Annotated in this window: 19 protein-coding genes; 11 read left to right on the top strand and 8 right to left on the bottom strand. The window is 66.7% G+C overall.

Translation table 11 applies throughout. The annotated features are described in order from the left end of the window. Nucleotides 1-356: 356 nt before the first annotated feature. Nucleotides 357-1,772 carry a hypothetical protein gene (locus D6B98_RS05125; protein ID WP_164718391.1) on the bottom strand — a complete coding sequence of 472 codons (1,416 nt, stop codon included), beginning with the start codon at nucleotides 1,770-1,772 and terminating at the stop codon, nucleotides 357-359. A 75-nt stretch (nucleotides 1,773-1,847) separates the two neighbouring features. Here D6B98_RS05125 and D6B98_RS05130 point away from each other — a divergent pair, with 75 nt between their 5' ends. Next, nucleotides 1,848-3,044, top strand: coding sequence for an MFS transporter (locus D6B98_RS05130; RefSeq protein ID WP_126255803.1), 1,197 nt, complete (start codon nucleotides 1,848-1,850; stop codon nucleotides 3,042-3,044). Here the strand turns inward: D6B98_RS05130 and dgcA are convergent. Continuing rightward, the gene (gene dgcA, locus D6B98_RS05135; RefSeq protein ID WP_126255804.1) at nucleotides 3,014-4,009 is read right to left on the bottom strand and encodes an N-acetyl-D-Glu racemase DgcA; all 996 of its coding nucleotides are present in this window, start codon (nucleotides 4,007-4,009) and stop codon (nucleotides 3,014-3,016) included. The two genes, D6B98_RS05130 and dgcA, sit on opposite strands and share 31 nt — an antisense overlap. A 134-nt stretch (nucleotides 4,010-4,143) precedes the next feature. Between dgcA and D6B98_RS05140 the strand changes: the two genes are divergently transcribed. Genes D6B98_RS05140 through D6B98_RS05150 form a run of 3 tightly spaced genes read left to right on the top strand, consistent with a single transcriptional unit; the run spans nucleotide 4,144 to nucleotide 6,952 of the window. Beyond that, a complete protein-coding gene (locus D6B98_RS05140) occupies nucleotides 4,144-5,277 on the top strand; it encodes an MlaE family ABC transporter permease (RefSeq protein ID WP_126255805.1) in 1,134 nt (377 codons plus the stop codon). 2 nt (nucleotides 5,278-5,279) lie between these two features. Further along, the gene (locus D6B98_RS05145; RefSeq protein WP_126255806.1) at nucleotides 5,280-6,050 is read left to right on the top strand and encodes an ABC transporter ATP-binding protein; all 771 of its coding nucleotides are present in this window, start codon (nucleotides 5,280-5,282) and stop codon (nucleotides 6,048-6,050) included. A 29-nt stretch (nucleotides 6,051-6,079) separates the two neighbouring features. Beyond that, a complete protein-coding gene (locus D6B98_RS05150; protein ID WP_126255807.1) occupies nucleotides 6,080-6,952 on the top strand; it encodes an MlaD family protein in 873 nt (290 codons plus the stop codon). A gap of 242 nt (nucleotides 6,953-7,194) precedes the next feature. Here D6B98_RS05150 and D6B98_RS05160 read toward each other — a convergent pair whose 3' ends face one another. After that, a complete protein-coding gene (locus D6B98_RS05160) occupies nucleotides 7,195-12,948 on the bottom strand; it encodes an apolipoprotein A-IV repeat region-like domain-containing protein (protein ID WP_126255808.1) in 5,754 nt (1,917 codons plus the stop codon). Between the two features lie 398 nt (nucleotides 12,949-13,346). Between D6B98_RS05160 and D6B98_RS05165 the strand changes: the two genes are divergently transcribed. Together D6B98_RS05165 and D6B98_RS05170 are read left to right on the top strand one after the other, a co-directional pair. Next, a complete protein-coding gene (locus D6B98_RS05165) occupies nucleotides 13,347-13,721 on the top strand; it encodes an Hpt domain-containing protein (protein WP_126255809.1) in 375 nt (124 codons plus the stop codon). Nucleotides 13,722-13,905: 184 nt separating this feature from the next. Continuing rightward, the gene (locus D6B98_RS05170; RefSeq protein WP_126255810.1) at nucleotides 13,906-14,226 is read left to right on the top strand and encodes a 2Fe-2S iron-sulfur cluster-binding protein; all 321 of its coding nucleotides are present in this window, start codon (nucleotides 13,906-13,908) and stop codon (nucleotides 14,224-14,226) included. Nucleotides 14,227-14,247: 21 nt separating this feature from the next. Here the strand turns inward: D6B98_RS05170 and D6B98_RS05175 are convergent, their stop codons facing one another. Then, a complete protein-coding gene (locus tag D6B98_RS05175; RefSeq protein WP_126255811.1) occupies nucleotides 14,248-14,715 on the bottom strand; it encodes an acyl-CoA thioesterase in 468 nt (155 codons plus the stop codon). Between the two features lie 199 nt (nucleotides 14,716-14,914). Between D6B98_RS05175 and D6B98_RS05180 the strand changes: the two genes are divergently transcribed. The 3 genes from D6B98_RS05180 to D6B98_RS05190 all read left to right on the top strand — a co-directional run bounded on the left by D6B98_RS05180 (nucleotide 14,915) and on the right by D6B98_RS05190 (nucleotide 17,248). Beyond that, a complete protein-coding gene (locus tag D6B98_RS05180; RefSeq protein WP_126255812.1) occupies nucleotides 14,915-15,943 on the top strand; it encodes an NAD(P)/FAD-dependent oxidoreductase in 1,029 nt (342 codons plus the stop codon). A gap of 105 nt (nucleotides 15,944-16,048) precedes the next feature. After that, a complete protein-coding gene (locus D6B98_RS05185) occupies nucleotides 16,049-16,642 on the top strand; it encodes a DUF2147 domain-containing protein (RefSeq protein WP_126255813.1) in 594 nt (197 codons plus the stop codon). 249 nt (nucleotides 16,643-16,891) lie between these two features. Next, on the top strand, nucleotides 16,892-17,248 hold the full coding sequence (locus tag D6B98_RS05190; protein WP_126255814.1) for a hypothetical protein: 357 nt from the start codon (nucleotides 16,892-16,894) through the stop codon (nucleotides 17,246-17,248). 52 nt (nucleotides 17,249-17,300) lie between these two features. On the opposite strand, the gene D6B98_RS05195 is transcribed toward D6B98_RS05190, so the two are convergent. From D6B98_RS05195 to D6B98_RS05205, 3 genes are all read right to left on the bottom strand, one after another. Then, the gene (locus tag D6B98_RS05195; RefSeq protein ID WP_164718392.1) at nucleotides 17,301-17,570 is read right to left on the bottom strand and encodes a hypothetical protein; all 270 of its coding nucleotides are present in this window, start codon (nucleotides 17,568-17,570) and stop codon (nucleotides 17,301-17,303) included. A gap of 196 nt (nucleotides 17,571-17,766) precedes the next feature. After that, the gene (locus D6B98_RS05200; protein ID WP_126255816.1) at nucleotides 17,767-19,131 is read right to left on the bottom strand and encodes a sensor histidine kinase; all 1,365 of its coding nucleotides are present in this window, start codon (nucleotides 19,129-19,131) and stop codon (nucleotides 17,767-17,769) included. Beyond that, on the bottom strand, nucleotides 19,128-19,808 hold the full coding sequence (locus tag D6B98_RS05205) for a response regulator transcription factor (RefSeq protein WP_126255817.1): 681 nt from the start codon (nucleotides 19,806-19,808) through the stop codon (nucleotides 19,128-19,130). Before D6B98_RS05205 ends, D6B98_RS05200 begins: the two co-directional genes overlap by 4 nt. 348 nt (nucleotides 19,809-20,156) lie before the next feature. Between D6B98_RS05205 and D6B98_RS05210 the strand changes: the two genes are divergently transcribed. Continuing rightward, nucleotides 20,157-21,044 carry a MipA/OmpV family protein gene (locus D6B98_RS05210; protein ID WP_245481246.1) on the top strand — a complete coding sequence of 296 codons (888 nt, stop codon included), beginning with the start codon at nucleotides 20,157-20,159 and terminating at the stop codon, nucleotides 21,042-21,044. A gap of 6 nt (nucleotides 21,045-21,050) precedes the next feature. Next, entirely contained in the window at nucleotides 21,051-21,788 is a 738-nt protein-coding gene (locus tag D6B98_RS05215; RefSeq protein ID WP_126255819.1) for a hypothetical protein, read from the top strand. A 20-nt stretch (nucleotides 21,789-21,808) separates the two neighbouring features. Here the strand turns inward: D6B98_RS05215 and garD are convergent, their stop codons facing one another. Then, nucleotides 21,809-23,350 carry a galactarate dehydratase gene (garD, locus tag D6B98_RS05220; protein ID WP_126255820.1) on the bottom strand — a complete coding sequence of 514 codons (1,542 nt, stop codon included), beginning with the start codon at nucleotides 23,348-23,350 and terminating at the stop codon, nucleotides 21,809-21,811. Between the last annotated feature and the right edge of the window lie 58 nt (nucleotides 23,351-23,408).

Consider the following 23,408-nt stretch of genomic DNA (forward strand, 5'->3'; position numbering starts at 1 on the left):
CTGATGCGTTTCTCCGTTCCATCACCGTCACCCCGAGGTGCGCGCGCAGCGGCGCATCGCGCCGCTCCGCAAGCCTCGAAGGGGGACGGCCCGGCTGCATCGGGGCCGTCTATCCTTCGAGGCTCGCCGCACGATGCTGCGCATCGTACGCCTCGCGCCTCAGGATGACGGCGACAGAGCGACGCTCGCTGCCTCAGCACGTCATTGCGAGCGCAGCGCTTCCCCGGCGATGCACAGCATCGTCCGGTTCAGCGGTGCGCTGCTGAGCCGGGGCCCATGTGACCACCGAGAATGTGGCTCTGGGTCCCGGATCTGCGCTTCGCTTGTCCGGGACACGAAAGTGAGCGGCGTTCCGCTTACGAGAAGAACGCGATCTTCTCGGCCTGGGTCATGCGGCGGATCGGGGCGAGGGGGTCGTTGGCGGGGGCGCGGGGCTTTTGCAGGATGCCGCTGGCGAGGATGGTGGCGCCGAGCGAGGGCTCCGGCACGGGCGAGGGCGTCGGCAGCGTCGTGGCCGGAGCCGCGGCGAAGGTGGCACTGGCCGCCATCGCCGGGGCCTGCTGCTCCATCACCTCGGCGGCGGCCTCAGCGATGGCATCGGTGAGGCGTGCAAGCGAGTCCATCGCGATCGGCGCGTCGGCGGGCTCTTCGACCACGGGAGCGACGACCGGCTCAGGCGTGATCGGCTCCGGCAGCTCGGCGGCGACGGGCGCTGCGGTCTCCGCGAGCCTCGGCTCCGGAACGGTCGCCTCCATCTCGGAGGCTGCGATGATCTCGTCGAACTCCGGATCGGGCGCGGCCATCTCCAGCGCGATGGCCTCGAGCACGGCATCGTCCTCGGCCTGCGCGGCGGCGTCGAGCGCGAATGCGTCCGCGGCGTCAGCGGCCGGGGCTTCAAGCGAAACGTCTTCACGCGCTGCATCCTCGGGCGCGATAGTCTCAGGCGCGACTTGGTCGAGCGCGACGTCTTGGACGGCGATCCGGCTTTCGACGGCCATCTGGCTTTCGGCCGGCCTCTCCGGCGCGGCGGCCTCGAGTGTCGGCTCCGCCGCGGCAAACGCTTCGGCAACGCCGGCCGTTGCCATGGCCGCTTCCGGCTCGGCTGCGGCGTCCTGCGGCGGCTCCGTAAACGCCACGGGTGCTTTGCCGGCCATCGCCTCCGGCGCGGTCTCGACAGGCGCTTCGGCCACGGATGACGGCGCCTCCTGCGCCGGAGCCGCCGCCTGCTTCGTTGCGCCACCCTCGGTCTGCTCGACCCGGTCCTTCAGCAGATCGAACGCGATCCGGAGCTCGACACGGGGATCAATGGCCTGGGCCTGACCGCAGGCGGCCTCGATCGAGGCGAGCTGCGAATCAATGAGGTCGCAGATGCGCCCGTCGGCGCCGATCTCGCGCCAGCGCCAGGAGATCTCCTTGATGATGCGCACCCCGCGCGGAATCGGCGCGAGGCTCGCCTCGATCGCGGCGGGGTCGAACGCGGCAAGCGCAATGGTCTCGGCCTCGCGGATCGCGCGGCGGATCTCGACCAGTGCCTCGGGCAGGCGGTCCTCGACGACGGGTTGCCGCTGCGCTGCAAGGGTTTCCTCGATCTTCGCGACCGCGTCGAGCACCATGCGCGTGTCGGCATTGCGGTTGCGCTTGGCGTATTCGCCAAGGAACCAGCGGCCGCGCGCCGTCTCCATGAAGGCTTCGCGGATCGCGTCGTAATCCTGCTCGTTCGGCTCGGCCGCGCGGGCAGACATGGGCGAGAGGGCGAATGCTTCGTTGGCCATGACGATCTCGTCGCGCAAATCACTACGCGTTACTGTAACGATCACCACGATATCGACCGAATCGCAATTGGTTTGATGCAGTCCGAATCACAAATCCCCATCGCGGCATCGAGGAGGCGGCGATTCGCCGTCAGCCTCGCCCTGTTCTATTCGGCCGTGTTCGCGGTCTCGGGCACGCATCTGCCGTTCTTTCCGGTATGGCTGAAGGCGATCGGCATCGACGCGGCCTGGATCGGGCTGATCAACGCGCTGCCGGCGATCACCCGCTTCACCACGTTGCCGCAAGTGACCGCCTTTGCCGAGAAGCGGCAGGCGATCCGCGCGGCCATGATGGTGTCGGTGCTGGCGACCGCGATCGGCTTTACGGCGGTCGGATTACAGCAGCAGCCGCTGGCATTGTTCCTGGTCTACGCGCTGACCTGCATGATGTGGACGCCGACGATGCCGCTGACCGATGCCTATGCGCTGCGCGGCGTCGCCCGTTACGGCCTCGATTACGGACCCTTGCGGCTGTGGGGTTCGGCGGCGTTCGCCGCCGGCTCGCTCGCCTGCGGCTATCTCATCGACAGCATCGCCGCGCGCGACCTGATCTGGATCATCGTCGCGTGGGCCGTCGTTGCGGTCGCAGCCAGCCTGCTGCTTCAGCCGCTCGACGATCTCAGGCGCAAGACGACGGAGAGGCATGCCGGCAAGGCGCTGCTGCGCGACGCCGGCTTCTGGGCGATCATCGTCTCGGCCGCGCTGATTCAGGGCAGCCACGTCGCCTATTACACGTTCTCGGCCATCAACTGGCAGCTCCATGGGATCAGTGGGCTGACCATCGCGGGGCTGTGGACGCTGGGCGTGATCGCGGAGATCGTCGTGTTCGCGCTGTCGCCGCGCTTCTCGCTGCACCCGTCCACCATGATCGCGATCGGCGGCTTAAGCGCCGTGGTGCGCTGGATCGTCACCGCGAACGAGCCGCCGCTGGCGCTGCTCGCGATCGTCCAGCTTGGCCACGGCTTCACCTTCGGCATGACCATCGTCGGCACGATGAATCTCCTGGTGCAGCGCGTGCCGCCGCATCAGATCGCGCGAGGGCAGGGCTATTACGCCGCCTGCAACGGCCTCTTGGGCGCCACGACCTCGATCGCGTCGGGCGCGATCTACGCCCGCATCGGCGACGGCCTGTACTACGTCATGGCGGCGATGGCCGCCGGCGGCGCGCTCCTGATCTGGTCGGCGCGACACCGACTCAAGGCTCAGCCCCAGAGCGAGGCATCCGGCGGATAGACCAGGCTGTCGTCGTACCGCAGCCCGTGGTCGCGGTCGCGTGCCAGCAACAGCGGGCCGTCGAGATCGACGAAGCGCGCCTGCGGCGTCACCAGCATGGCCGGGGCCATCGACAGCGAGCTCGCGACCATGCAGCCGATCATGATCTCGAAGCCGAGCGCCTGCGCCGCATCGGCCATCGCGAGCGCCTCGGTGAGGCCGCCGGTCTTGTCGAGCTTGATGTTCACGGCGTCGTAGCGGTCGCGCAAGGGCGCGAGCGAGGAGCGGTCATGCACGCTCTCGTCGGCGCAGACCGCGAGCGGCCGCCTGATCCGCGCCAACGCCTCGTCCCTGCCCGCCGGCAGCGGCTGCTCGACCAGGGTGACGCCGACGGCGGCGCAGGCGGCGAGGTTGGCTTCCAGATTGGCTTCGGTCCAGGCCTCGTTGGCATCGACGATCAGCTCGGATTCGGGCGCGGCCTTGCGCACCGCCGCGATCCGCTCCGGAACGCCGTCGCCGCCGAGCTTGATCTTGAGCAGCGGCCGGTGCGCCGCCTTGGCGGTCGCGGCGGCCATGGCCTCGGGGGTCCCTAACGAGATCGTGTAGGCGGTGGTGCGCTCGCCCGGCACCGGGCGCCCGAGCAGGTTCCAGGCGCGCAAGCCGGCCGCCTTGGCCTCGAGGTCGATCAGGGCGCAATCCAGGGCGTTGCGGGCCGCACCGGGGGCCATGGCGGCCTGGAGGGCCTGCCGCGAGATACCGTCGGCGAACGCCTCCTGCATGGCCTGAATGGCCGCCAGCGTCGCCTCCGGCGTCTCGCCATAGCGGGGATAGGGCACACACTCGCCGCGGCCGGTCACCCCGTCCCGGCTGACCTCCACCATGACGGTCACGGCCTCGGTCTTGGCTCCGCGGCTGATGGTAAAACTGCCCGCGATCGGGAAGCGCTCGATTCGCGCCGCCAGGGACGCAAATTTCATGGAAGTCATTTTGAACTCTGGCGAAATCTGAACCTGCTAGTTACCTCTAGCAACTAACATTAACCACTTGGGGATACCTTCTCTGGGTAAGGGCGCGTGCGCAACTCTCTGATTTTCTCCGCCCCGGTACGGGAGCGGACATCTTGAACAGCGATCCGAAGCTGGAACGGATTGCCAAGGGCAACGCGCTGGCACTTTGCGCCACTGGGACCTGGACCGCGAGCTTCGCGCCGGTGCTGGAACGGATAGTGGCCGACGCCGAGAAGCTCGCCGGCAGCCCCCAAAGCATCTTCATCGACGTCTCCGAAGTCGCCAAGCTCGACACGTTCGGGGCCTGGCTGATCGAGCGGCTGCGTCGCAGCCTGACCCAGGGCGCCGTCGAGGCGCAGATCGCGGGGCTGTCCGCCAATTATTCCAGCCTCGTCGACGAGGTTCGGCGGGTCAGGGCGGGGGCCGTGGTCGACAGCAGTCCGATCACCATCGCCGGCATGCTGGAGCAGATCGGCCGGACCGTGGCCGGCGTCGGCGGGACGGTCGCGGGCCTCGTCGACATGCTCGGTGCCGTGCTCGCGGCATGGTTTCGCGTTCTCATCCATCCGCGCTCGTTCCGCCTGACCTCGACCGTGCACCACATGGAGCAGGTCTGCTGGCGCGCGGTGCCGATCATCGTGCTGATCACGTTCCTGATCGGCTGCATCATCGCCCAGCAGGGCATCTTCCATTTCCGGCGGTTCGGCGCCGACATCTTCGTGGTCGACATGCTCGGCGTGCTGGTGCTGCGCGAGATCGGCGTATTGCTGGTCGCGATCATGGTCGCGGGCCGCTCGGGCAGCGCCTACACCGCCGAGCTCGGCTCGATGAAGATGCGCGAGGAGATCGACGCGCTGCGCACCATGGGCTTCGATCCGATCGAGGTGCTGGTGCTGCCGCGCATGATGGCGCTGGTGCTGGCGCTGCCGATCCTGGCCTTCCTCGGCGCCATGGCCGCGCTCTATGGCGGCGGGCTCGTGGCCTGGCTCTATGGCGGCGTCGAGCCCGAGGCCTTCCTGCTGCGCCTGCGCGACGCCATCTCGATCGATCATTTCATCGTCGGCATCGTCAAGGCCCCGGTCATGGCCGCCGTGATCGGCATCGTCGCCTGCGTCGAAGGGCTTGCCGTGCAGGGCAGCGCGGAATCTCTGGGCCAGCACACCACCGCCTCGGTGGTGAAGGGCATCTTCTTCGTCATCGTGATGGACGGCGTGTTCGCCATCTTCTTCGCCTCGATCGGGATGTGACGATGGTCGGCGAAATCCAGGATCCCATCATCCGCGTCCGCGGCATCACCGTGCAGTTCGGCGAAACGCGCGTGCTCGACGGCCTCAACCTCGACGTCAAGCGCGGCGAGATCCTCGGCTTCGTCGGTCCCTCCGGCGCGGGCAAGTCGGTGCTGACGCGCACCATCATCGGCCTGGTGCCGAAGGTCGCAGGCTCGATCGAGGTGTTTGGTGTCGACCTCGATTCCTCCAGCACCTCGCAGCGGCGCAGCGTCGAGCGGCGCTGGGGCGTGCTATTCCAGCAGGGCGCGCTGTTCTCCTCGCTGACCGTGCGGCAGAACATCCAGTTTCCGATGCGCGAATATTTGCGGGTCTCGCAGCGGCTGATGGACGAGATCACCATGGCCAAGCTCGCCATGGTCGGCCTCAAGCCGGAAGTGGCCGAGCGCTTTCCCTCCGAGCTCTCCGGCGGCATGATCAAGCGCGTGGCGCTGGCCCGGGCGCTGTCGCTCGATCCGGACCTCGTCTTCCTGGACGAGCCGACCTCGGGCCTCGATCCCATCGGCGCCGGCGACTTCGACGAGCTGGTCCGGACGCTCCAACGCACTTTGGGGCTGACGGTTTTCATGGTAACCCACGATCTCGACAGCCTTTACACAGCATGTGACCGCATCGCCGTTTTAGGGAACGGTAAGATCATTGCGGCAGGGTCGATCGCCGACATGCAGGCCTCGCAGCATCCCTGGTTGAGGCAGTATTTCCATGGCAAGCGCGCCCGCGCGGTCATGACTTGAGTAGCTGGGATGAGTAGCCGGAGCACCTGATGGAAACGCGGGCGAACTACGTCTTGATCGGGTCGTTCACGCTGGCGGTGATCGCCGCGGCGATCGGCTTCGTGCTGTGGTTTCAGTCGCTGCACACCACCAAGCAGCGCAGCCCCCTGCGCGTCGTGTTCGAGGGCCCGGCGGCGGGCCTGCGCAACGGCGGCAGCGTCAACTTCAACGGTATCCGGGTGGGCGAGGTGGTCTCGGTGAAGCTCGACAATCCGCGGCGGGTTGTCGCACTCGCCATGATCGAGAACAACGCCCCGATCCGCAAGGACACCCTGGTCGGTCTCGAATTCCAGGGCCTCACCGGCGTCGCCGCAATCTCGCTCAAGGGCGGCGACGAGGCCGCGGCCCCGCCGCCGCTCGACCAGGACGGCATCCCGACGCTCACCGCCGATCCCAACAAGCTGCAGGACGTCACCGAGGCGATCCGCGGCACGCTGCAGAACATCAACAAGATCGTCGCCGACAATCAGGAATCGGTGAAGAACTCGCTGAAGAATCTGGAGACCTTCACCAATTCGCTCGCGCGCAATTCCGAGAAGATCGACGGCGTGATGGCCAAGGTCGACGGCGTCATGCTCAAGGCCGACAGCCTCATGCTCGGTCTCAACACGCTCGCCGGCGGCAAGGACGGCGGCGAGCTGTTCCAGGCGGTGAAGTCGATCCGCGAGCTCGCCGACGATTTCGACAAGCGCTCCGGCGCTCTGATGGCCGACGGCCGCCGCACCCTCGGCGACATCAGCCGCGCCGTGAACAATTTCGACCGCAACCCGACCCGCGTGCTGTTCGGCGCCAGCAACAGCAGCGCCCCACCGCCGCCGCCCGAGCCGCCGAAGCCGGCGGCCGCGCCGCCGCGGCGGCAGTAGGAGCGAGTAAGTTCGCTGCCTCGTGTCCCGGACGCGCAACGCTCTTGCGTTGCTGCGCAGAGCCGGGACCCAGAGGACCGCACCGTGCGATGCCGCGCCATGGGCCTCGGCTCTGCAGCGCACCGCCGAAGGGGCGCTGCGCTGCGTCCGGGGCACGGGAGCGAGGATGCAAAACAAAAACGGAGGCCGCGAGGCCTCCGTTTTTCATTCGCTGTTCGCCACTCGTTATTCGCGAGCTTCGCTCACCCTAGCCGTCCGGCCGCATGCGCCAGCAGCGTGTAGACCAGACCCGTCTCCGAGGTCAGGTGGCTGCGCAGCTCCTGCGGGCCGCGGCCGTCGCGGGCGACTTCGTCGAGCAGGCGCTCGAACTCGGCGACGTAGCGGTCGACCGTGCCCTTGAAGTTGCGGTCGGCGCGGTACTTGCGGGCGACCTCGTCGAAGGCCTTCTGGCCGGCGGGCGTGTAGAGGCGCTTGGTGAACGCCTTGTTCTCGCCGCGCTGGTAGCGGTCCCACATCTCGGCGGCGAGGTTGCGGTCCATCAGCCGGCCGATGTCGAGCGACAGCGATTCCAGCGGATTGCTGCTGGCCTGCGGCTGCGGCGCGGGGCGGCCACGGGGAGCCTCACGGCCGGTCGGGGCGCCCTGATTGGCGTCGGTGCGGCTGAGCAGGTCCGACAGCCAGCCGTCACGGCCCGGATCATTGGCGCCAGGCGCGACCGGCGGCGCTTCGGTGCGCCGCGCGGCCGGCATGCCGAGGTCCGGCGGGGGCAGCGTGGAGGCGCTGCCGGTGTCGCGCATGCGGGTCTCGGTCGCGCGAGTGCCCGCAACGGCCATGATCGGCTCTTCCTGGCGATGCACGGCGACGGAGGCGCGGCCCGCCGTGGTGACGTCGAGGCCGCGGCCGTGCTGGGCCACGATGCGGTTGAGCTCGGCGAGCGCCTCGATCTGGTCGACGATCACCTTGCGCATCTGCGCGGTGCTCTCGGCGGCCTCCTGCGGCATCTCGAGCACGCCGCGGCGCAGCTCGTTGCGGGTGGCTTCGAGCTCGTTGTGCATCTCGAGGGCCATCTGCTTCATGCTGGCGACGAGGTTGGTGAACTTCTCGGTCGACTGCTTGAACATCGCGTCCGCCTCGTCGGTGGTCTGGCGGTAGATGTCGTGCATCGCCTCGATGGTCTGGCGGTGCTCCTCCTCGGAGGCCACGCGCACCGCCTCGAACTGGCGGGTGATCGCGGCCGAGCCGGCGCCGGCGGTCTCAGCGACCACGCGGGCGATATCGCGGGCACGCTCCTCGGCCGCGGCCAGCGATTCATCGAGCAGGCCGGTGAAGCGCGACAGCCGCTGGTCGAGATCGGCGGTGCGCAGGTCGATCGTGGTGACCAGCGATTCCAGCGCCTGCTTGCGCTCGGCGAGCGAGGCGGTGGTGTTCTTGTTGCTCTGCTCGACGACCTGAGCGGCCTCGACCAGTGCCTTGCCGTGCGCGTCGAACTGGGTCGACAGCTCGCCGAGATCCTGCAGCGCCTTCGTGGTCTTGCTGTTGAAGACGTTGAGCTGCTCTTCCAGGTTCTGCGTCGCCGCGCCGTTGCGCGAGGTGACGTCGTTCATCGCCGAGACGAAGTCGGCGACGCGCGTCACCAGCGCCCGCTCGAGCGAGTTGAGGTTATCGTGCGCACCGGTCAGCACTTCCTGGAGCAGGATGTTGCCTTCGCGCAGACGCTCGAATAGCGCCACGGTGTCGGTGCGCAGGATCTTGCTGGTCTCCTGCATCTCGGTGACGGCCGCGACCGAGACCTGGCGCGACTGGTCGATCGCGGAGCGCGAGGCCAGCTCGAGATCCTTGAGCGACTTGCCGACCGCGCTGGTGGCGATCTCGCTCGCCGCGTTGATGGTGCGGGCGACTTCCGAGCCGTTGCCCATCATGGTCTGCGAGAAGGCCTGGCCGCGCGTCTCGATCGACTTCAGCGCGTCCGAGGTGACGCGGTCGATGTCGAGCGTGAGCTGGCTGGTCTTCGAGCCGATCGCGTCGACCAGCGCGCCGCGCTTGGCGTCGATCATGTTCGACAGACGGTCGGCCTGCTGCTGCACGTAGGTGACGATCTCGTCGGTCTTGCCGGTCATGGCCTGGCCGAAGCTGGAGCTGGCGGCGAGCACCGAACGCTCGACGTCGGCCGAGCTCGACTTGACCCGCGAGCTCGCCTCGTTGGAGGCGGAGATCAGCGCGTTCTGGGCGTTGAGCGCGCTGGTCTGGATGTCGTTGGTGGCGTTCGCGGCGGCCGCGCTCAGCGTGCGCTCGATCTCGGTCGAGATCGTGCGGATCTGGCTCGCGGCGTCCGCCGAGGTCGAGGTCAGCGAGGTCTGGGCCTCACGGGCGCTGTTGAGGATGGTCGAGGCGGTGTCGGCGCCGACCGCGGTCAGCGTGCGCTCGATGTCCGTGGTCAGCGACTTGATCTGGCTCGCCGCGTCGGTCGAAGCCGAGATCAACGTGCCCTGGGCCTCGCGCACGCCGCTGGTGAGCGCCTCGATGGTGGCGCCGCCGGCGGTCGCCAGCGCGCGCTGCATCTCGGCCGCGAGCGAACGGACCTGGCTGGTCTGTTCGGCCGAGACCGTAAGCAGGGTGCTCTGGGCGTCGCGGGCGCTGGTGGTGATGGTCTCGGCGGTCGACTGGCCGACCTGCGAGAGCGAACGATGCACTTCGGCCGCCAGCGACTTGACCTGGTTCGCCGCATCCGAGGATGCCGTGACCAGCGTGCTCTGGGCTTCGCGGGCGCCGCTCATGATGGTTTCGGCCGTCGAGGTGCCGGCCATGGTGAGCGAACGCTGCACGTCCGAGGACAGCGCCTTGATCTGGTTGGCGGTCTCGGTCGAGGCCGCGATCAGCGCGCTCTGCGCGTCGCGGGCGCCGGCGGTGATCGATTCCGCCGTGGTGGTGCCGGCCAGCGACAGCGAGCGCTGCACGTCGGCGGTGAGCGTCTTGACGTGGTTGGCCGCGTCCGAGGACGCCGTGACGAGAGTGGTCTGCACCTCGCGGGCGCCGGCCAGGATCGAGGCTGCGGTGGCCGAGCCTGCCGCCGACAGCGTGCGCTCGACGTCGGACGCGAGCCCCTTGATCTGGTTGGAGGCTTCGCCCGACGCCGCGACCAGGGTCGACTGCGCCTCGCGGGCGCTGCTCAGGATCGAGTTCGCAGAACCGGTGCCGGCCGCGGTCAGTGCGCGCTCGACCTCGGCGGAGGTCATCTTGAGCTGGGCGTTGACGTCGGAGGAGACCGTCATCAGCGACTGCTGGGCGGCGCGCGCGCCGGTCTGGATCGTCTCGCTGGTGTTGACGACGAGATTGGTGAGCGAGCGCTCGGCGTCCTCGACGTGCGAGCGGATCGCGGTCGAGATCATCTCGGCGCGGGACATCATGTCCTCGCTGGCCTGGCGGCCGCTGCTCTCGATGCGGCCGGCAACGGCCTCGACGCGCGAGCCGAGCAGGTCCTCGAACTGCGCCACGCGCACGTCGATGTCGCTGGCGACCGAGCCGACCTTGGTCTCGATGGCCTGCTGGATCTCCTGGAAGCGCGCGGTGACCGTGTCGGTCAGACGCATGCTGCGGCCGTCGATGATCTCGGTGACACCGGTGATGCGGCGGTCGACCGCCTCGATCGCCTGCGCGGTGCCGTCCGTGAGCGTCGAGGTCAGCAGCGTCAGCCGCGTGTCGATCGAGTGCACGGCCTGCGAGGCGCCGTTGGTCACCGTGGTGGTCAGGTAGGTGAGGCGGCTGTCGATCGACTCGAGCGCCTGCGAGGCGCCGCCGGTGAGCGTCGTCGTGAGGTGGGTCAGACGGGTGTCGATCGACTGGATGGTCTGCGAGGCGCCGTCGGTCAGCGTGCTCGTGAGGTGGTTGAGGCGCGCATCGATGGTTTCGACGGCCTGCGATGCACCCTCGGTGAGCGAGGTCGTGAGGTGGTTGAGGCGCGCATCGATGGTTTCGACGGCCTGCGATGCGCCCTCGGTGAGCGAGGTCGTGAGGTGGGTGAGGCGGCTGTCGATCGACTGGATCGCCTGCGCGGCGCCGTCGGTCAGCGACGAGGCGAGCGTGTTGATGCGCCCGTCGATCGTCTCGGTCATCGACCTCGCGCGGCTGTCGAACGACTGTTCGAGCGCGGTGACGCGGCCGCCGAGCTGCTCGTCGAAGGTCTTGATGTGGCCTTCGATCGTGGAATCGAGGCCGGCGATCTTGCCGTTCAGCGAGGCGTCGAAATTGCCGACGCGGTCGCCGATGGTGGTCTCGAACTGCGCCAGGCGCTGGTCGAGGATCGCGGTGATCTCGCCGCCGTTGGCGGTGAAGCGGGTGTCGAAATTGTCGACATAGGTCTTCAGCGACTCATGGATGTCCTGCGTGCGCTGGCCCATGCGCTCGACGATCTCGCCGCCGAAGGTCTTCACGGTGCGGTCGAACTCGGAGATGTGGCGCGTGATCAGGGCGCCCAGCGTGCCGGAGTCGCGGGCGAATTTCTCGACCAGCTCGGTGCCCTGGTTCCTGACCAGTTCGTCGAACGCGCTCATCTGCAGCGACAGCGAATCGTGCGCGGTCTCGGTCTGGCTGACGACCTTGGCGACGAGGGTGTTGACGGTGGCGTCGAGCGCCTCGCTCGCCTTGTCGCCGCTCGTCATGATCTGGCTGGCGAGGCGGTTGCCGGCGTCGTCGATCTTGGCGGAAAGGTCGTTGGAGCGCAGCTCGAGCTCGAGCAGCAGCGAGTCGGAAGAATTCTTCAGGCTGTCGTGCACCTGCTCGGTGCGCTCGGAGATGCCGTCGACGATCGCAGCGGAGCGCTGCTCGAATTCGCCCGTGATGCGGTCGATGCGCTCGTTCAGCATCTCGTGGACGCGGTCGGCGAGGTCGACGAACTCGTCGTGGACGTGGCCGGTCTTAAAGTTGAGGCTGGTGGTCAGCCGCTCGCTGGCGTCGAGCACGGCGCGCGTGGTCTCGTTGCTGGCCTCCTCGAGGCGGTCGAGCAGGTCGCCGCCGCGTTCGCCGAGCGCCAGGATCATGTTGTCGCCGGCATTGCTCAGCGCGCTGGTGATGTGGGCGCCGCGCTCTTCCAGCGCGCCGGTGATGGACTTGGCGACCTCGTCGACGCGCGAGGCGATCGCATCCGAGATCAGCGCGATGTCGTGGCGCAAATCGATCTGCACGCCGGAGATGGCGCTGCGGACCTGCTCGGCCTGGCCGACCAGGTTGTCGCGCTGGTGCGCGATGTCCTGGAGCAGGGCGCGGATGCGCACCTCGTTGTCGGAATAAGCGCGTTCGAGCGCGGCGACCTCGTTGGCGACCAGCGTCTCGAGCTCGCCGGCGCGCGCGATCGCGCGCTCGATGCCGTCGCCCATCGCCGCGACTTCGCGGCGGATGGCCTGGCCGACGGTGACCATGGAATCGGAGGCCGAGCCCTCGGGCTCGGAGAAGCGGATCGCGACCTGCGCCATCGCCTGGGCGATCATGCGCATTTCCTGGCCGCGCCAGACCAGGCTGGCGAGGAAGTAGAACAGCATGATCGGCGCGAAGAACATCGCGATCAGGCCGGCAATGACGAGCACGCCGCCGCTCTGGCCCATGGCGGCCTGGATCGAGGGCAGGAAGCCTAACGTCAGCGCGGCGCAGGCGGCGAGCCAGACGCCGGCGAAGATGGTGGCGAAGGTATAGACGCTGCGGGCAGGGCGGCCCTTCTGCAGCGCCTGCAGCAGCTGGCCGATGGTCTCGCGGTCGTCATTGGCGGCGCGGCGCGAAGCGCGCGGCTCCTCGACCGGGTCGAACACGGTCGAGCGTTCGTTGGCGGCAGGGCGCGGCTCGAAGCTCGGCTCGTCGAAGGCCGGAGGCGTCACCGGGGGCGCCGTCTCGTTGCGCATCGCGGCGTTGCGGCTGGTGTCCGCAGCGGTGTCGCTGATGTTGAGAGCTTCCTGGATTGCAGAAAGCGCGACTTCTGTGGGGTCTTTGACCTTTTTCGGAGTGTTCGCCATGTTCAGTCCGAGCCCTCGTTACTTGTACGCGTCCCCCCGCGAGCCCTGCGCCCTGCGCAAGCCCACAGACCGGATCATGCCGCTTGCGCGGATCTCCGAGCCGTCCCCACCCGGACGGCTTGTCCGCCAATTTCCGAAACATCCTATTGGCAGAGCGTCGCGAATGAAATGCCCGCGATTAAGACATTCTTAATCATCGTTAACAGGATCGCGCCGTAACGCCTTAGCAATAAATGAAATTCTCCACCGGACTCGGCCAATTGCGGCAACTTTTCGTCAATAAGCGGGCGGAACTGCGTCTCTGACCCCGAACATTTCGTTAACCATTTCCATGCTTGGGTGAGGCGAAGTCACCGCCGGACCGGCGGAACCGTCGCGCGATGCCGGGGCCTTTCGCCATGACGCCTGAACTGCAACGGATGGACTGGATGCCTTCGCCCCCGCTTGCCCCCATCGACAGCCCGCTCGACCTCGACCATCTCTCCCGGATGACGCTCGGCGATGCGGATTTGGAGCAGGAAGTGCTGGCTATGTTCGCCGAGCAGGCGGTCCGCCTGATCGCGGCGATGGCTGGATTGCCGGCCGAGGCCGGCGCGCTTGCCCACAAGCTCAAGGGGTCGGCGCGCGGGATCGGCGCCTTTGCGGTGGCCGACGCCGCCGCAAGCCTGGAGACCGCGATCCAGATCGGCCAGAACGAGCGCCACGCCTTCGTCGCGCTGAAGGAGGCCGTGACCGAGACCCGCGCCGCGATCGAGGCGATCCTGAAGTCTTGAGTCTTGAGACCATGGCGCCGAGCCGGACACCGGGCTCTTGTTTTGGCCTCTTGTTTTGACGCATTTTCTTGCCGCAAAGCGGCATTCACTTCGCGTCAAAACCCTATGGCGCCGGGCTGATCGACCCGTTATAGGACAGCCCGGACCCTCCTTCATTCCCAGCACCGCGGCAACACGAGCAGACATGGCCAAGATTCACTTTGTCGACCACAAGGGCGAAACCCGCACGGTGGAAATCGAGAACGGCGCAACCGTGATGGAAGCCGCGATCCGCAACAGCATTCCCGGGGTCGAGGCCGAATGTGGCGGCGCCTGCGCCTGCGCGACCTGCCATGTGTATGTCGACGAAGCCTGGCGCGAGAAGGTCGGCAGCCCGACGCCGATGGAAGAGGACATGCTCGACTTCGGCTTCGACGTGCGCCCGAATTCGCGCCTGTCGTGCCAGATCAAGGTCAGCGACGATCTCGACGGTCTCGTCGTGGCGACGCCGGAACGTCAGGCCTGATCGTCCCTCGACAAGACTAGTCTAGCTGCTCGGCGGCGCGACCTCGATGCCGCGCTTGTGCCAGGGTCTGAATTTCTCGATCACCTCAGGGGTCAGCGGGGCCGGCCGGCGCGTCGCCTCGTCGAGCAAGACGCCGACCGACGTCGCCGAGGCGATGCATTTTCCTTCCGAGAACACGACCTGCTCGAAGGTCACGGACGTGCGTCCCAGCTTGACGACGCCGAGGCCGAGCTCGATGGTGCCCGGCCAATGCAGCTCGGCGCGGAAATGCATGTCGAGCCGCACCATGATCCAGGCGAGGCCCGGCGGCGTCAGGCCGTATTCCGGCAGCTTCATCAGGGTGACACGGCCGGTCTCGAAATAGGTGGCGTAGACCGCGTTGTTGACGTGCTGGTTGGGATCGAGATCGCCGAAGCGGACGTTGTCGCGGAGGCGGTAGGGAAAGTCCTCCAGGCGCGGCGTCGTATCGAGGCGACTTGGTGCGTTCACCGATTGATCTCCGTCATATCTTGCTCGTTACAGCCCAGTTATCCTGCCCCGGCAAGTGGGTGCGGCCGCGGGGCGCTCCCGCTTTTATGCCTTCCCTGATCCATCCCCGTTGGCTAGACAGGCGGGGTCACCTCGGCCCAGCGCGGTCACCTCGGCCAAAGGGCGCCGTCCGACAGATAGCGACAGACAAAGAGACGACATGAGCGACGCGATCAAAACCGATGTGCTGATTATTGGCGCCGGCCCCTGCGGTCTGTTCGCCGCCTTCGAGCTCGGCCTTCTCGACATGAAGGCGCATTTCGTCGACATCCTCGACAAGGTCGGCGGCCAGTGTGCCGAGCTCTATCCGGAAAAGCCGATCTACGACATTCCCGGCATTCCGCACGTCTCGGGGCAGGGCCTCACCGACGCGCTGATGGAGCAGATCAAGCCGTTCCATCCGACCTTCCATCTCGGCGAGATGGTCGAGACCGTGGAGAAGATCGGCGATCCCTTGTTTCGCTGCACCACGGATGCGGGCAAGGTGTTCGAGTGCAAGGTGTTGGTGATCGCGGCCGGCGGCGGCTCGTTCCAGCCCAAGCGTCCGCCGGTGCCGGGCATCGAGGCCTATGAAGGCACCTCGGTGCATTACGCGGTACGCAAGATGGAAACGTTCCGCGACAAGAACGTGCTGGTCGTCGGCGGCGGCGATTCCGCGCTCGACTGGACGCTCAATCTGCACCCCATCGCCAAGCGCATCACGCTGCTGCACCGGCGCGACGAGTTTCGCGCCGCGCCCCACAGCGTCGAGCAGATGCGCGCGCTGGTTGCCGACGGCAAGATGGATCTCCGTCTCGGCCAGGTCACCGCGCTCTCCGGCGCCGAAGGCAAGCTCACCGGCGCCACCGTCAAGGGCAATGACAACAGCATCACCGAAATCGCCTGCGACACCATGCTGCCGTTCTTCGGACTGACCATGAAGCTCGGTCCGGTCGCGAACTGGGGCATTGCGCTGGAGAACAATCTGGTGCCGGTCGAAACATCCGCGTTCGAGACCAATGTGCCGGGCATCTTCGCGATCGGCGACATCAACACCTATCCCGGCAAGATCAAGCTGATCCTGTGCGGCTTCCACGAGGGCGCGCTGATGTCGCAAAAAGCCCATCGCTACGTCTATCCGGAGAAGCGGCTCGTGTTCCAATACACCACCTCGTCCTCCAGCCTGCAAAAGAAGCTGGGAGTCAACTGACGGCAACGGGGCGGGAAGCAATGCCCCATGTTTCTGGTGCTGGAACAGTTCGCGAAATCGCCGTAGTCTGCGGCCATTCCGGTCGTGGAATAGCAAGGTGATCTAATGCTGAATTTCTCCAGCTTTCGGCTGCTCTCCTTCCTCGCGCTCGCGTTGTCGCTCGCGACGGTGACACCGTCTGCGGCGCAGACCGCCGAGCCCACGGCGGCGGGCCTGTGGCAGAAGGTCGAAGACGGCAAGACGGTCGGATGGTTTCTCTTCGTCGACCGCAACGGCATCTTCGAAGGCGTGATCGCAAAGACCTTCCCGCGCCCCGGTGACGATCCGAACGAGGTCTGCAGCAAGTGCACCGATGACCGCAAGAACGCGCCGGTGCTCGGCATCTCCTTCGTCCGCAACATGAAGCGCGAAGGCTTGAAGTACGAAGGCGGCAACGTGCTCAATCCGCGCGATGGCCAGATCTGGAAGGCCAACATGAAGGTCAGTCCCGACGGCCAGACCCTGACCCTGCGCGGCTATCTCGGCATCGCGCTGCTCGGCAAGGATGAGACCTGGACGCGTCTGCCTGACGCCAACATCGCCCAAGTCGATCCCGCCATCGTCGCAAAATATCTGCCCGCCCAAGCCGCGACCACCAAGCCGCCGGCACCGGCGCCGAAGAAGAGCGGCGGCACGATGATGGCGCCGGCCAAGCAATAGGCCGGTTTTCGGTATTTCTCAGCGTCATCTTCTCGGCGCCGGATTTTGATCTTAGGCCGCGTCCGCCGAAAGGCGCATGGCTTTGCGCCGTGCGGCAGTAGTTGCCCGGAATGCGCCCTGGCAGCGGATTTGCATAGTTGTCGTCAGCTGCCGGGGGACGAGTCGCCGGTGCCGCGCCTGATTCAAGGCGCGGACAACCGACGGCATTGTCGTCCCCCGCATGGATCATTTTGATCGCGGGACGACGAGATGAAATTTTCAAGATTGTGCGCAGCGACGCTGCTGGGCGCGACGGCGCTTCTGACATTCTCGGCACAGGCGCGCGACGACGGGCGCTACGCCAACTCACCGCTAAAGCCCTGGTTCGAAAGCCTGCATAGCGAGTTCGGTCAATGCTGCACCGACGCCGACGGCTACGTCATTGCCGACGTCGATTGGGAGTCCGATCGCGGCCGCTTCCGCGTCCGCATCGACGACGAATGGGTGGTGGTGCCCGACGGTGCCGTGATCACCGTGCCGAACAAGATCGGTCGCACCATGGTGTGGAAGCATTATATCGACGGTCATCCGCGCGTGCGCTGCTTCATGCCGGGCAGCATGACCTGAAAACGCTGACGGCGCCCGCATCCGATGCAGGCGCCGCAAGCGAAGTAGAGGTTTAGCGCGCCTGGTTTCCCGAACCCGCGCTCGCAAGCTGCTTGACCCGGGGCGACAGCACCGAAACCTGGGCGGGCGAGGCGGGCATGCCGGCGACGATCATGGTGGGGGCGGCCGACTGCTCCTCGACGCCGGCGCCGCCGAGCACCTGCACCTGGGTCGCCGAGATCGGCAACGAATTCACTTCGTAAGAGGGAAGCTCACCGGCAAACGCGCTGGTCGAGCTCGCAACCAAGGCGCCGGCGACGACGATCATGGTGAGAAGACGCATTGGAGAATCTCCGTTGAAGATGTCAATCGGAGGTTTGGTCGTGACGATGCAGGAAGAGGTTCGCTCGCGTGCGAACAATCGTGTGTCCGTGCACGAACCTATTTGATTGCGTAATGCGACAGGATGAAACGACGACGAAGTTTTCCGCGTCAATGTTTCCGGATGGTTTCGCGGCATCGATCGACGCCGCTCGCAGCTAGCCGGTCTGCAGCTCCCGGTGCGGAGACCTGGCCGGCACTGCGGTCACGGGAAAGCGCAGGCTCATGGTCGTGCCGCGGCCGGGCGCGGAGGAGATGACCAGCTCGCCGCCATGGGCGGCCATGATCTCGCGGACGATCGACAGGCCGAGGCCGGCGCCGTCGCCTGCTGTATTGCCGGTCTGAAACGGTTCGGTCAGCCCTTGCTCGACGCCGTCCGGCAGGCCGGCGCCGTCGTCGTAGATCGAGATGCCGTTGCGGTCGAGCGTGGCGACGATGCGTCGCGCGCCACGGGCGTGGATGAGTGCATTGCCGACGAGATTGGCAAGCGCGCTGCGGATCGCAGCGTCGACGCCCTGTACCACGAATGGACCTTTGCCGTCCTGCTCCAGCGCAAGCTCGATGCCGGCGTCCAGCGCCGAGGGGCCGAAATCGGCCAGCACATCCAGCGTGATCTGCGCGAGATCGATCGGGCGCTTCTCGATCGCATGATTTTGCAGGCGCGCCAGGTCCAGCATGGCCGAGACCAGCGAGGTCAGCCGGCGGACGTCGCGCACCAGCTCGGCCTTCAGAGCCGGATCGGGCACATCGTCGATCTTGGCGCGCAGCAGGGTCAGCGGCGTGCGGAGCTGATGGGCGGCATTGCCGAGAAAGCGGCGCTGCATCCTGATATAGGCGTCGATCTCGCCGAAGGCGCGGTTCAAGGCCGCGACCAGCGGCTTCAGCTCGCGCGGGACCTCGGACAACGAGATCAGGCCCTGCGGGGCCGACGGATCGATTGCGAGGGCGCGACGCGCGACCCGCTCGATGCCGCGCGAGACGAAACGCGCAGCAAGCGCCGAACCGATCGCGACGGTGGCTGCGAAGGCCAGCGCCACCAGCATGATCGAAAAGACCCTGCGGAGGAGAAACGTCCTTGCAATACGGCCAAAGCGCACCTGAGGCTCGCCGACCATCATCGCGAGCCGCAACGAGCCCCGTTGCACCGCGGAGAGACAGAAGGTGCTGTTTTGGTCGAGCGTGCTGAAGACGGACGAACCGACGGGCCCGTGGTAGGGAAACACGAAGGGGAGGGCGGGCCGATGTTCGCTGCCGTACTCGCTGAGCAGGTCGCCCGCGGACACGACATACCAGAGGTTTGGGCTGTCCGCTTTCAGTTCCTCGAGGGCAGGAGTCGAACGTACCGTCAGTTTTTGCCCTTCGATCACTGTCGCGCGATCGAGAACGGCGGCCACAACTTGACAGGATCTAAACTCGCGTTCCTCGGTCGGATACCGCCAGATGAAGATACCGAGCATGGTCAGGAAGATCGCCGTGGCGGCAATGCCGAGCGACAGTGCAAACGTCCGGGCGATCGATTTCATCGCGGTGTTGCCAGCCGCAGGATGTAGCCGATGCCTCGCATGCTCCGAATTTCGACGTCGCCGCCGAATGCGGCCAGCTTCTTCCTCAGGCGCGAGACCTGCGCTTCGAGCGTGTTGGATTCGATCTCGTCGTCGAAACCGTAGATTTCCTCGATCAGCGCGGCGCGGGTGATGACGCGGTCGCGGCGCATCAAGAGGGCGGCGAGGATCAGCGCCTCGCGCCGCCGCAGCAGGAGTTTCCTGTCAGCGACCACGACTTCGTTGCTGCCGAGATGCAGCTCGACATTGCCGAGCGAGAGCACGGAGGGCGCGAGCAGGCGGGGCCGTCGCAACACGGCGCGCACCCGCGCGATCAGCTCCTGCGGCTCGAACGGCTTGCCGAGATAGTCGTCGGCGCCGCCGTTGAGCCCGTCGACGACATCCTCCTTGGCGTCCCTGGACGTCAGCATGATGATCGCGGGGCGGTCGGGCGACCGGTTCAGCGCCGTGACCACCTGGAGCGCGTCGCCGTCGGGCAGCATGCGATCGACGATCGCGAGATCATACTTGAAATTGTCGAGCGCCTGACGGGCATCGGCGATCGAGCCGACGATGTCGACGATTCCGTGCAATTGTCCGAGCAGGCGGCTGACATAGGCGCCGATCTGCGGTTCGTCTTCGATCACGAGGGAACGCACGCGGGGTCGTCCTTGACTCTGCTGGAGCAACACGCCCCTGAGCGTGACGCTCCCGGGCCGAAGTCTGGCGTTTCGGCTCTCGCAGGGTTCCCATTAAGGCAGCCAGCTTGGCGAATAAAAGGCAGGAACGCGGGCGCTGATTGGTGCTGCCGCTCAAAGTTTTGACGCCTGCAGGTCTCGCGGCAATGTTCGGGCAATGTCGGTTCGGCGGCCCGCGACCGGCACATGGCGGCAGCGGATCGGCCAGCAGCTCTCGCCTTGCAATCTTGGGGCAATTTTGCCGGACCACATGCTGGGGCTCGAACTACTCAGTCGACCAGGCCAGCAAGGCCGGTACGGGGCCCCCTAATGATGCATCTTGACGAAGCCGCTCTCCGCCTCTCGGGGAATGCGCGGCTGACGACCGCCGTGCTTGCCGCACTCGGCGCAACGCTGACGATCCCTCAACCGGCCGTGGCGCAGACCGCGTTCACGCTGCCGGCGCCGCCGTTCGACCTGCCGATGCTGCCGTCGCCCTCCGGAAACTGGACCGTCATGGTCGGCATCGGCGGGCAGTACATGCCTGACTTCGTCGGATCGAAGAACGGCAAGCTGATGCCGATCCCGATCTTTTCGATTCGTCGCGCCGGATCGATCGATCAGTTTCGCGGGCCGCGCGACAGCGCCAGCATCGCGCTGCTCGACGTCGGCAATTTTCGCGCGGGACCTGCCTTCAAATACGTCGCCTCGCGCAAGGCCGACAAATATGCCGAGCTGATCGGCCTTGGCGACGTCAAGGCTGCCTACGAGCTTGGCGGCTTCGTCGAATATTATCCGGTCGACTGGCTACGCTTGCGCGGCGAATTGCGCCAGGGCATCGGCGGGCACACCGGGACGGTCGCCGACATTTCCGCCGACGTCATCGTGCCGCTGATTCAAAGGCTGACGATCTCGGCCGGTCCGCGCTTCACCTGGAAGAGCACCAAGGCGACCGCGCCTTACTTCGGCGTCGATGCGGCGCAGGCACTGGCCTCGGGATTGCCGATGTACGACGCGAAGAGCGGCGCGCACTCGGTCGGCTTCGGCAGCCAGATCTCCTATCGCATCAATCCGCAATGGGAGGTCCACGCCTATGTCGAATACGAGAAGCTGCTCGGCGATGCCGCGGACAGTCCGCTGGTGAAGCTGCGCGGGTCGCCGAACCAGACCACCGTCGGCCTCGGCGCGTCCTATTCGTTCGATTTCAGGATTCGATAGCTCGCCATGCGCCGCATTGCATTTCTATGGATTGGCCTCGCGGCCGCTTGCGTCGCGCTCGGCGCCGCCGCGGCATTCGAGACGCGCGCGAGTCGTATTCAGGCGATCAAGACGGTCGGCATCGTCTCCGCCATCGGCGAGGAGATGAGCCTGACGCAAGCCGGTCTGACCCGACTGGGCACCACCGCGCAAAGCCTGCCGATCAGCGCGTGGGCGCTGGATGAGTTGATCGTCCAGCAGGCGACCAGGCTGCTGGAGGGACGCTTTCGCGTGCAGCCCTTGACCTACAGGCGCGCTGCGTTTGCTGCGATCAGGGATTCGGCGGTTGCGCCCGTCAATCTCTTGCGCAGCGATCCGTTCAAGGAGCTGGTTCGCAGCGACGTCGCCCCGCAGGGGTTGGACGCGTACATCGTCATCACCCGGGCGCGGTCGAAACTTGGAAACGGCCGCAACGTCGAGGGCGTTGGCCTTGCCGAATACCGGACGCTGCTCGCGGATTACGGCCTGATCCACGCGCTGTACGAAGTTCGCATCATCGACGGCAAGTCGTTCAACGTGATCGAGAAGCGGGCGGCCGCGCCGCTCGACAACACCGGCACCGTGCCACTGGCCGGTCCGAGCGGGCCGGTCGACGAGGCGCTGGGCGGTTCTGCGCCGAGCGAACGCCTGCGTGCGGCCGTCGTCGACCTCATTACGCGCAGCCTGCCGGTCACGTTCGGTGACATGCACTTGATCGGGGGATAGTGAAGCCGGCTCGTCGGCGCTCAGGTCACCGGCGCCGGATTGAACAGCGTGAGGTCGTTGTGGATGCCCCAGCGGTCCGACCACGGCTTGGTGCGGCCGGAGGCGACATCGAGGATCAGGCGGAACAGGTCCCAGCCGCATTCCTCGATGGTCTTCTCGCCGGTGGCGATGCTGCCGGCGTCGAAGTCGATCAGGTCCTTCCAGCGCCGCGCGAGCTCGCTGCGGGTGGCGACCTTGATCACGGGCGCTGCCGCAAGACCGTAAGGCGTGCCGCGGCCGGTGGTAAACACCTGCAAGGTCATGCCGGAGGCGAGCTGCAGCGTGCCGCAGATGAAGTCCGAAGCCGGCGTTGCCGCGAACAGCATGCCCTTCTGCGTCGCCTTCTCGCCGGGCGAGAGCACGCCGGTGATGGCCGACGAGCCCGACTTGACGATCGAGCCGAGCGACTTCTCGACGATGTTGGCGAGGCCGCCCTTCTTGTTGCCGGGCGTGGTGTTGGCGCTGCGGTCGGCGCCGCCGCGGGCGAGATAGGAATCGTACCAGGCCATCTCGCGCACCAGCGCGCGGCCGACATCCTCGTTGATCGCGCGCCGCGTGAGCAATTGGATGGCATCGCGCACCTCGGTGACCTCGGAGAACATCACGGTCGCGCCGGCGCGCACCAAGAGGTCCGCGGCGAAGCCGACGGCGGGATTGGCGGTGACGCCGGAGAAGGCGTCGCTGCCGCCGCATTGCAGCCCGATGACGAGATCGGAGGCCGGGCAGGTCTCGCGCTTGCGGGCGTTGAGTACCTTCAAGCGGGCCTCGGCCTGGGTCATAATCGCATCGACGATCGCGCCAAAGCCGTCGAAGGCTTCATCCTGCATCCGCACGATGGCATCGCTGACGCCCTCCGGCACCAGCCGCTCGGGCGCAAGCTTCTCGCAGCCGAGGCCGACGACGAGGATTTCGTCGCCGAAATTCGGGTTGAGCGCGAGATTCTGCAGCGTGCGGATCGGCACCACCGCGTCAGGCGCGGTGATGGCGACGCCGCAGCCATAGGCGTGGGTGAGCGGCACGACGTCATCGACGTTGGGGTATTTCGGCAGCAGCTCGGCGCGGATGCGCTTGACCGCATATTCCATCGTGCCCTTGACGCATTGCACGGAGGAGGAGATGCCGAGGATGTTCTTGGTGCCGACCGAGCCGTCGGGGTTGCGATAGCCCTCGAAGGTGAAGCCTTCGAGCGGCGGCAGCGGGGCGGGGACGGCGGTGGAGATTTCGAGCTTGTCGAGGTCAGGGGCCTCCGGCATGCGAATGCGCGCCTCGTCCACCCATTCGCCGGCGCGGATCGGCGACAATGCATAGCCGATGATCTCGCCATAGCGGATGATCGGCTGGTCTTGCGCGATGTCGACCAGCGCCGTCTTGTGCCCCTGCGGCACGAAGGCGCGCAGCGTCAGTCCGCTGGCGAAGCGGGAGCCGGCGGGAAGCCCGAAATCATTGACCACGATCGCGACATTGTCGCGCTCGTTGAGCTTGATGTAGCGGGGCTGCTCTTTCGCTGCGACGTCCTGGTCCATGGAGGACTCCGGGATTTGTAGGGTGGGTTAGCGCAGCGTAACCCACCAATGTCTCGGT

The organism is Bradyrhizobium sp. LVM 105, assembly GCF_003957705.1.
In the GTDB taxonomy this organism is placed as follows: domain Bacteria; phylum Pseudomonadota; class Alphaproteobacteria; order Rhizobiales; family Xanthobacteraceae; genus Bradyrhizobium; species Bradyrhizobium frederickii.

Excerpts from the sequence above, each read along its gene's own strand:
- D6B98_RS05215 (WP_126255819.1), top strand. The coding sequence starts at position 21,051 with ATGCGCCGCATTGCATTTCTATGGATTGGCCTCGCGGCCGCTTGCGTC.
- dgcA (WP_126255804.1), bottom strand. The coding sequence starts at position 4,009 with ATGACTTCCATGAAATTTGCGTCCCTGGCGGCGCGAATCGAGCGCTTC.
- D6B98_RS05170 (WP_126255810.1), top strand. The coding sequence starts at position 13,906 with ATGGCCAAGATTCACTTTGTCGACCACAAGGGCGAAACCCGCACGGTG.
- D6B98_RS05180 (WP_126255812.1), top strand. The coding sequence starts at position 14,915 with ATGAGCGACGCGATCAAAACCGATGTGCTGATTATTGGCGCCGGCCCC.
- D6B98_RS05210 (WP_245481246.1), top strand. The coding sequence starts at position 20,157 with ATGATGCATCTTGACGAAGCCGCTCTCCGCCTCTCGGGGAATGCGCGG.
- D6B98_RS05195 (WP_164718392.1), bottom strand. The coding sequence starts at position 17,570 with ATGCGTCTTCTCACCATGATCGTCGTCGCCGGCGCCTTGGTTGCGAGC.
- D6B98_RS05125 (WP_164718391.1), bottom strand. The coding sequence starts at position 1,772 with ATGGCCAACGAAGCATTCGCCCTCTCGCCCATGTCTGCCCGCGCGGCC.
- D6B98_RS05145 (WP_126255806.1), top strand. The coding sequence starts at position 5,280 with ATGGTCGGCGAAATCCAGGATCCCATCATCCGCGTCCGCGGCATCACC.
- D6B98_RS05130 (WP_126255803.1), top strand. The coding sequence starts at position 1,848 with ATGCAGTCCGAATCACAAATCCCCATCGCGGCATCGAGGAGGCGGCGA.
- D6B98_RS05150 (WP_126255807.1), top strand. The coding sequence starts at position 6,080 with ATGGAAACGCGGGCGAACTACGTCTTGATCGGGTCGTTCACGCTGGCG.
- D6B98_RS05185 (WP_126255813.1), top strand. The coding sequence starts at position 16,049 with ATGCTGAATTTCTCCAGCTTTCGGCTGCTCTCCTTCCTCGCGCTCGCG.
- D6B98_RS05200 (WP_126255816.1), bottom strand. The coding sequence starts at position 19,131 with ATGAAATCGATCGCCCGGACGTTTGCACTGTCGCTCGGCATTGCCGCC.
- D6B98_RS05165 (WP_126255809.1), top strand. The coding sequence starts at position 13,347 with ATGACGCCTGAACTGCAACGGATGGACTGGATGCCTTCGCCCCCGCTT.
- garD (WP_126255820.1), bottom strand. The coding sequence starts at position 23,350 with ATGGACCAGGACGTCGCAGCGAAAGAGCAGCCCCGCTACATCAAGCTC.
- D6B98_RS05190 (WP_126255814.1), top strand. The coding sequence starts at position 16,892 with ATGAAATTTTCAAGATTGTGCGCAGCGACGCTGCTGGGCGCGACGGCG.
- D6B98_RS05160 (WP_126255808.1), bottom strand. The coding sequence starts at position 12,948 with ATGGCGAACACTCCGAAAAAGGTCAAAGACCCCACAGAAGTCGCGCTT.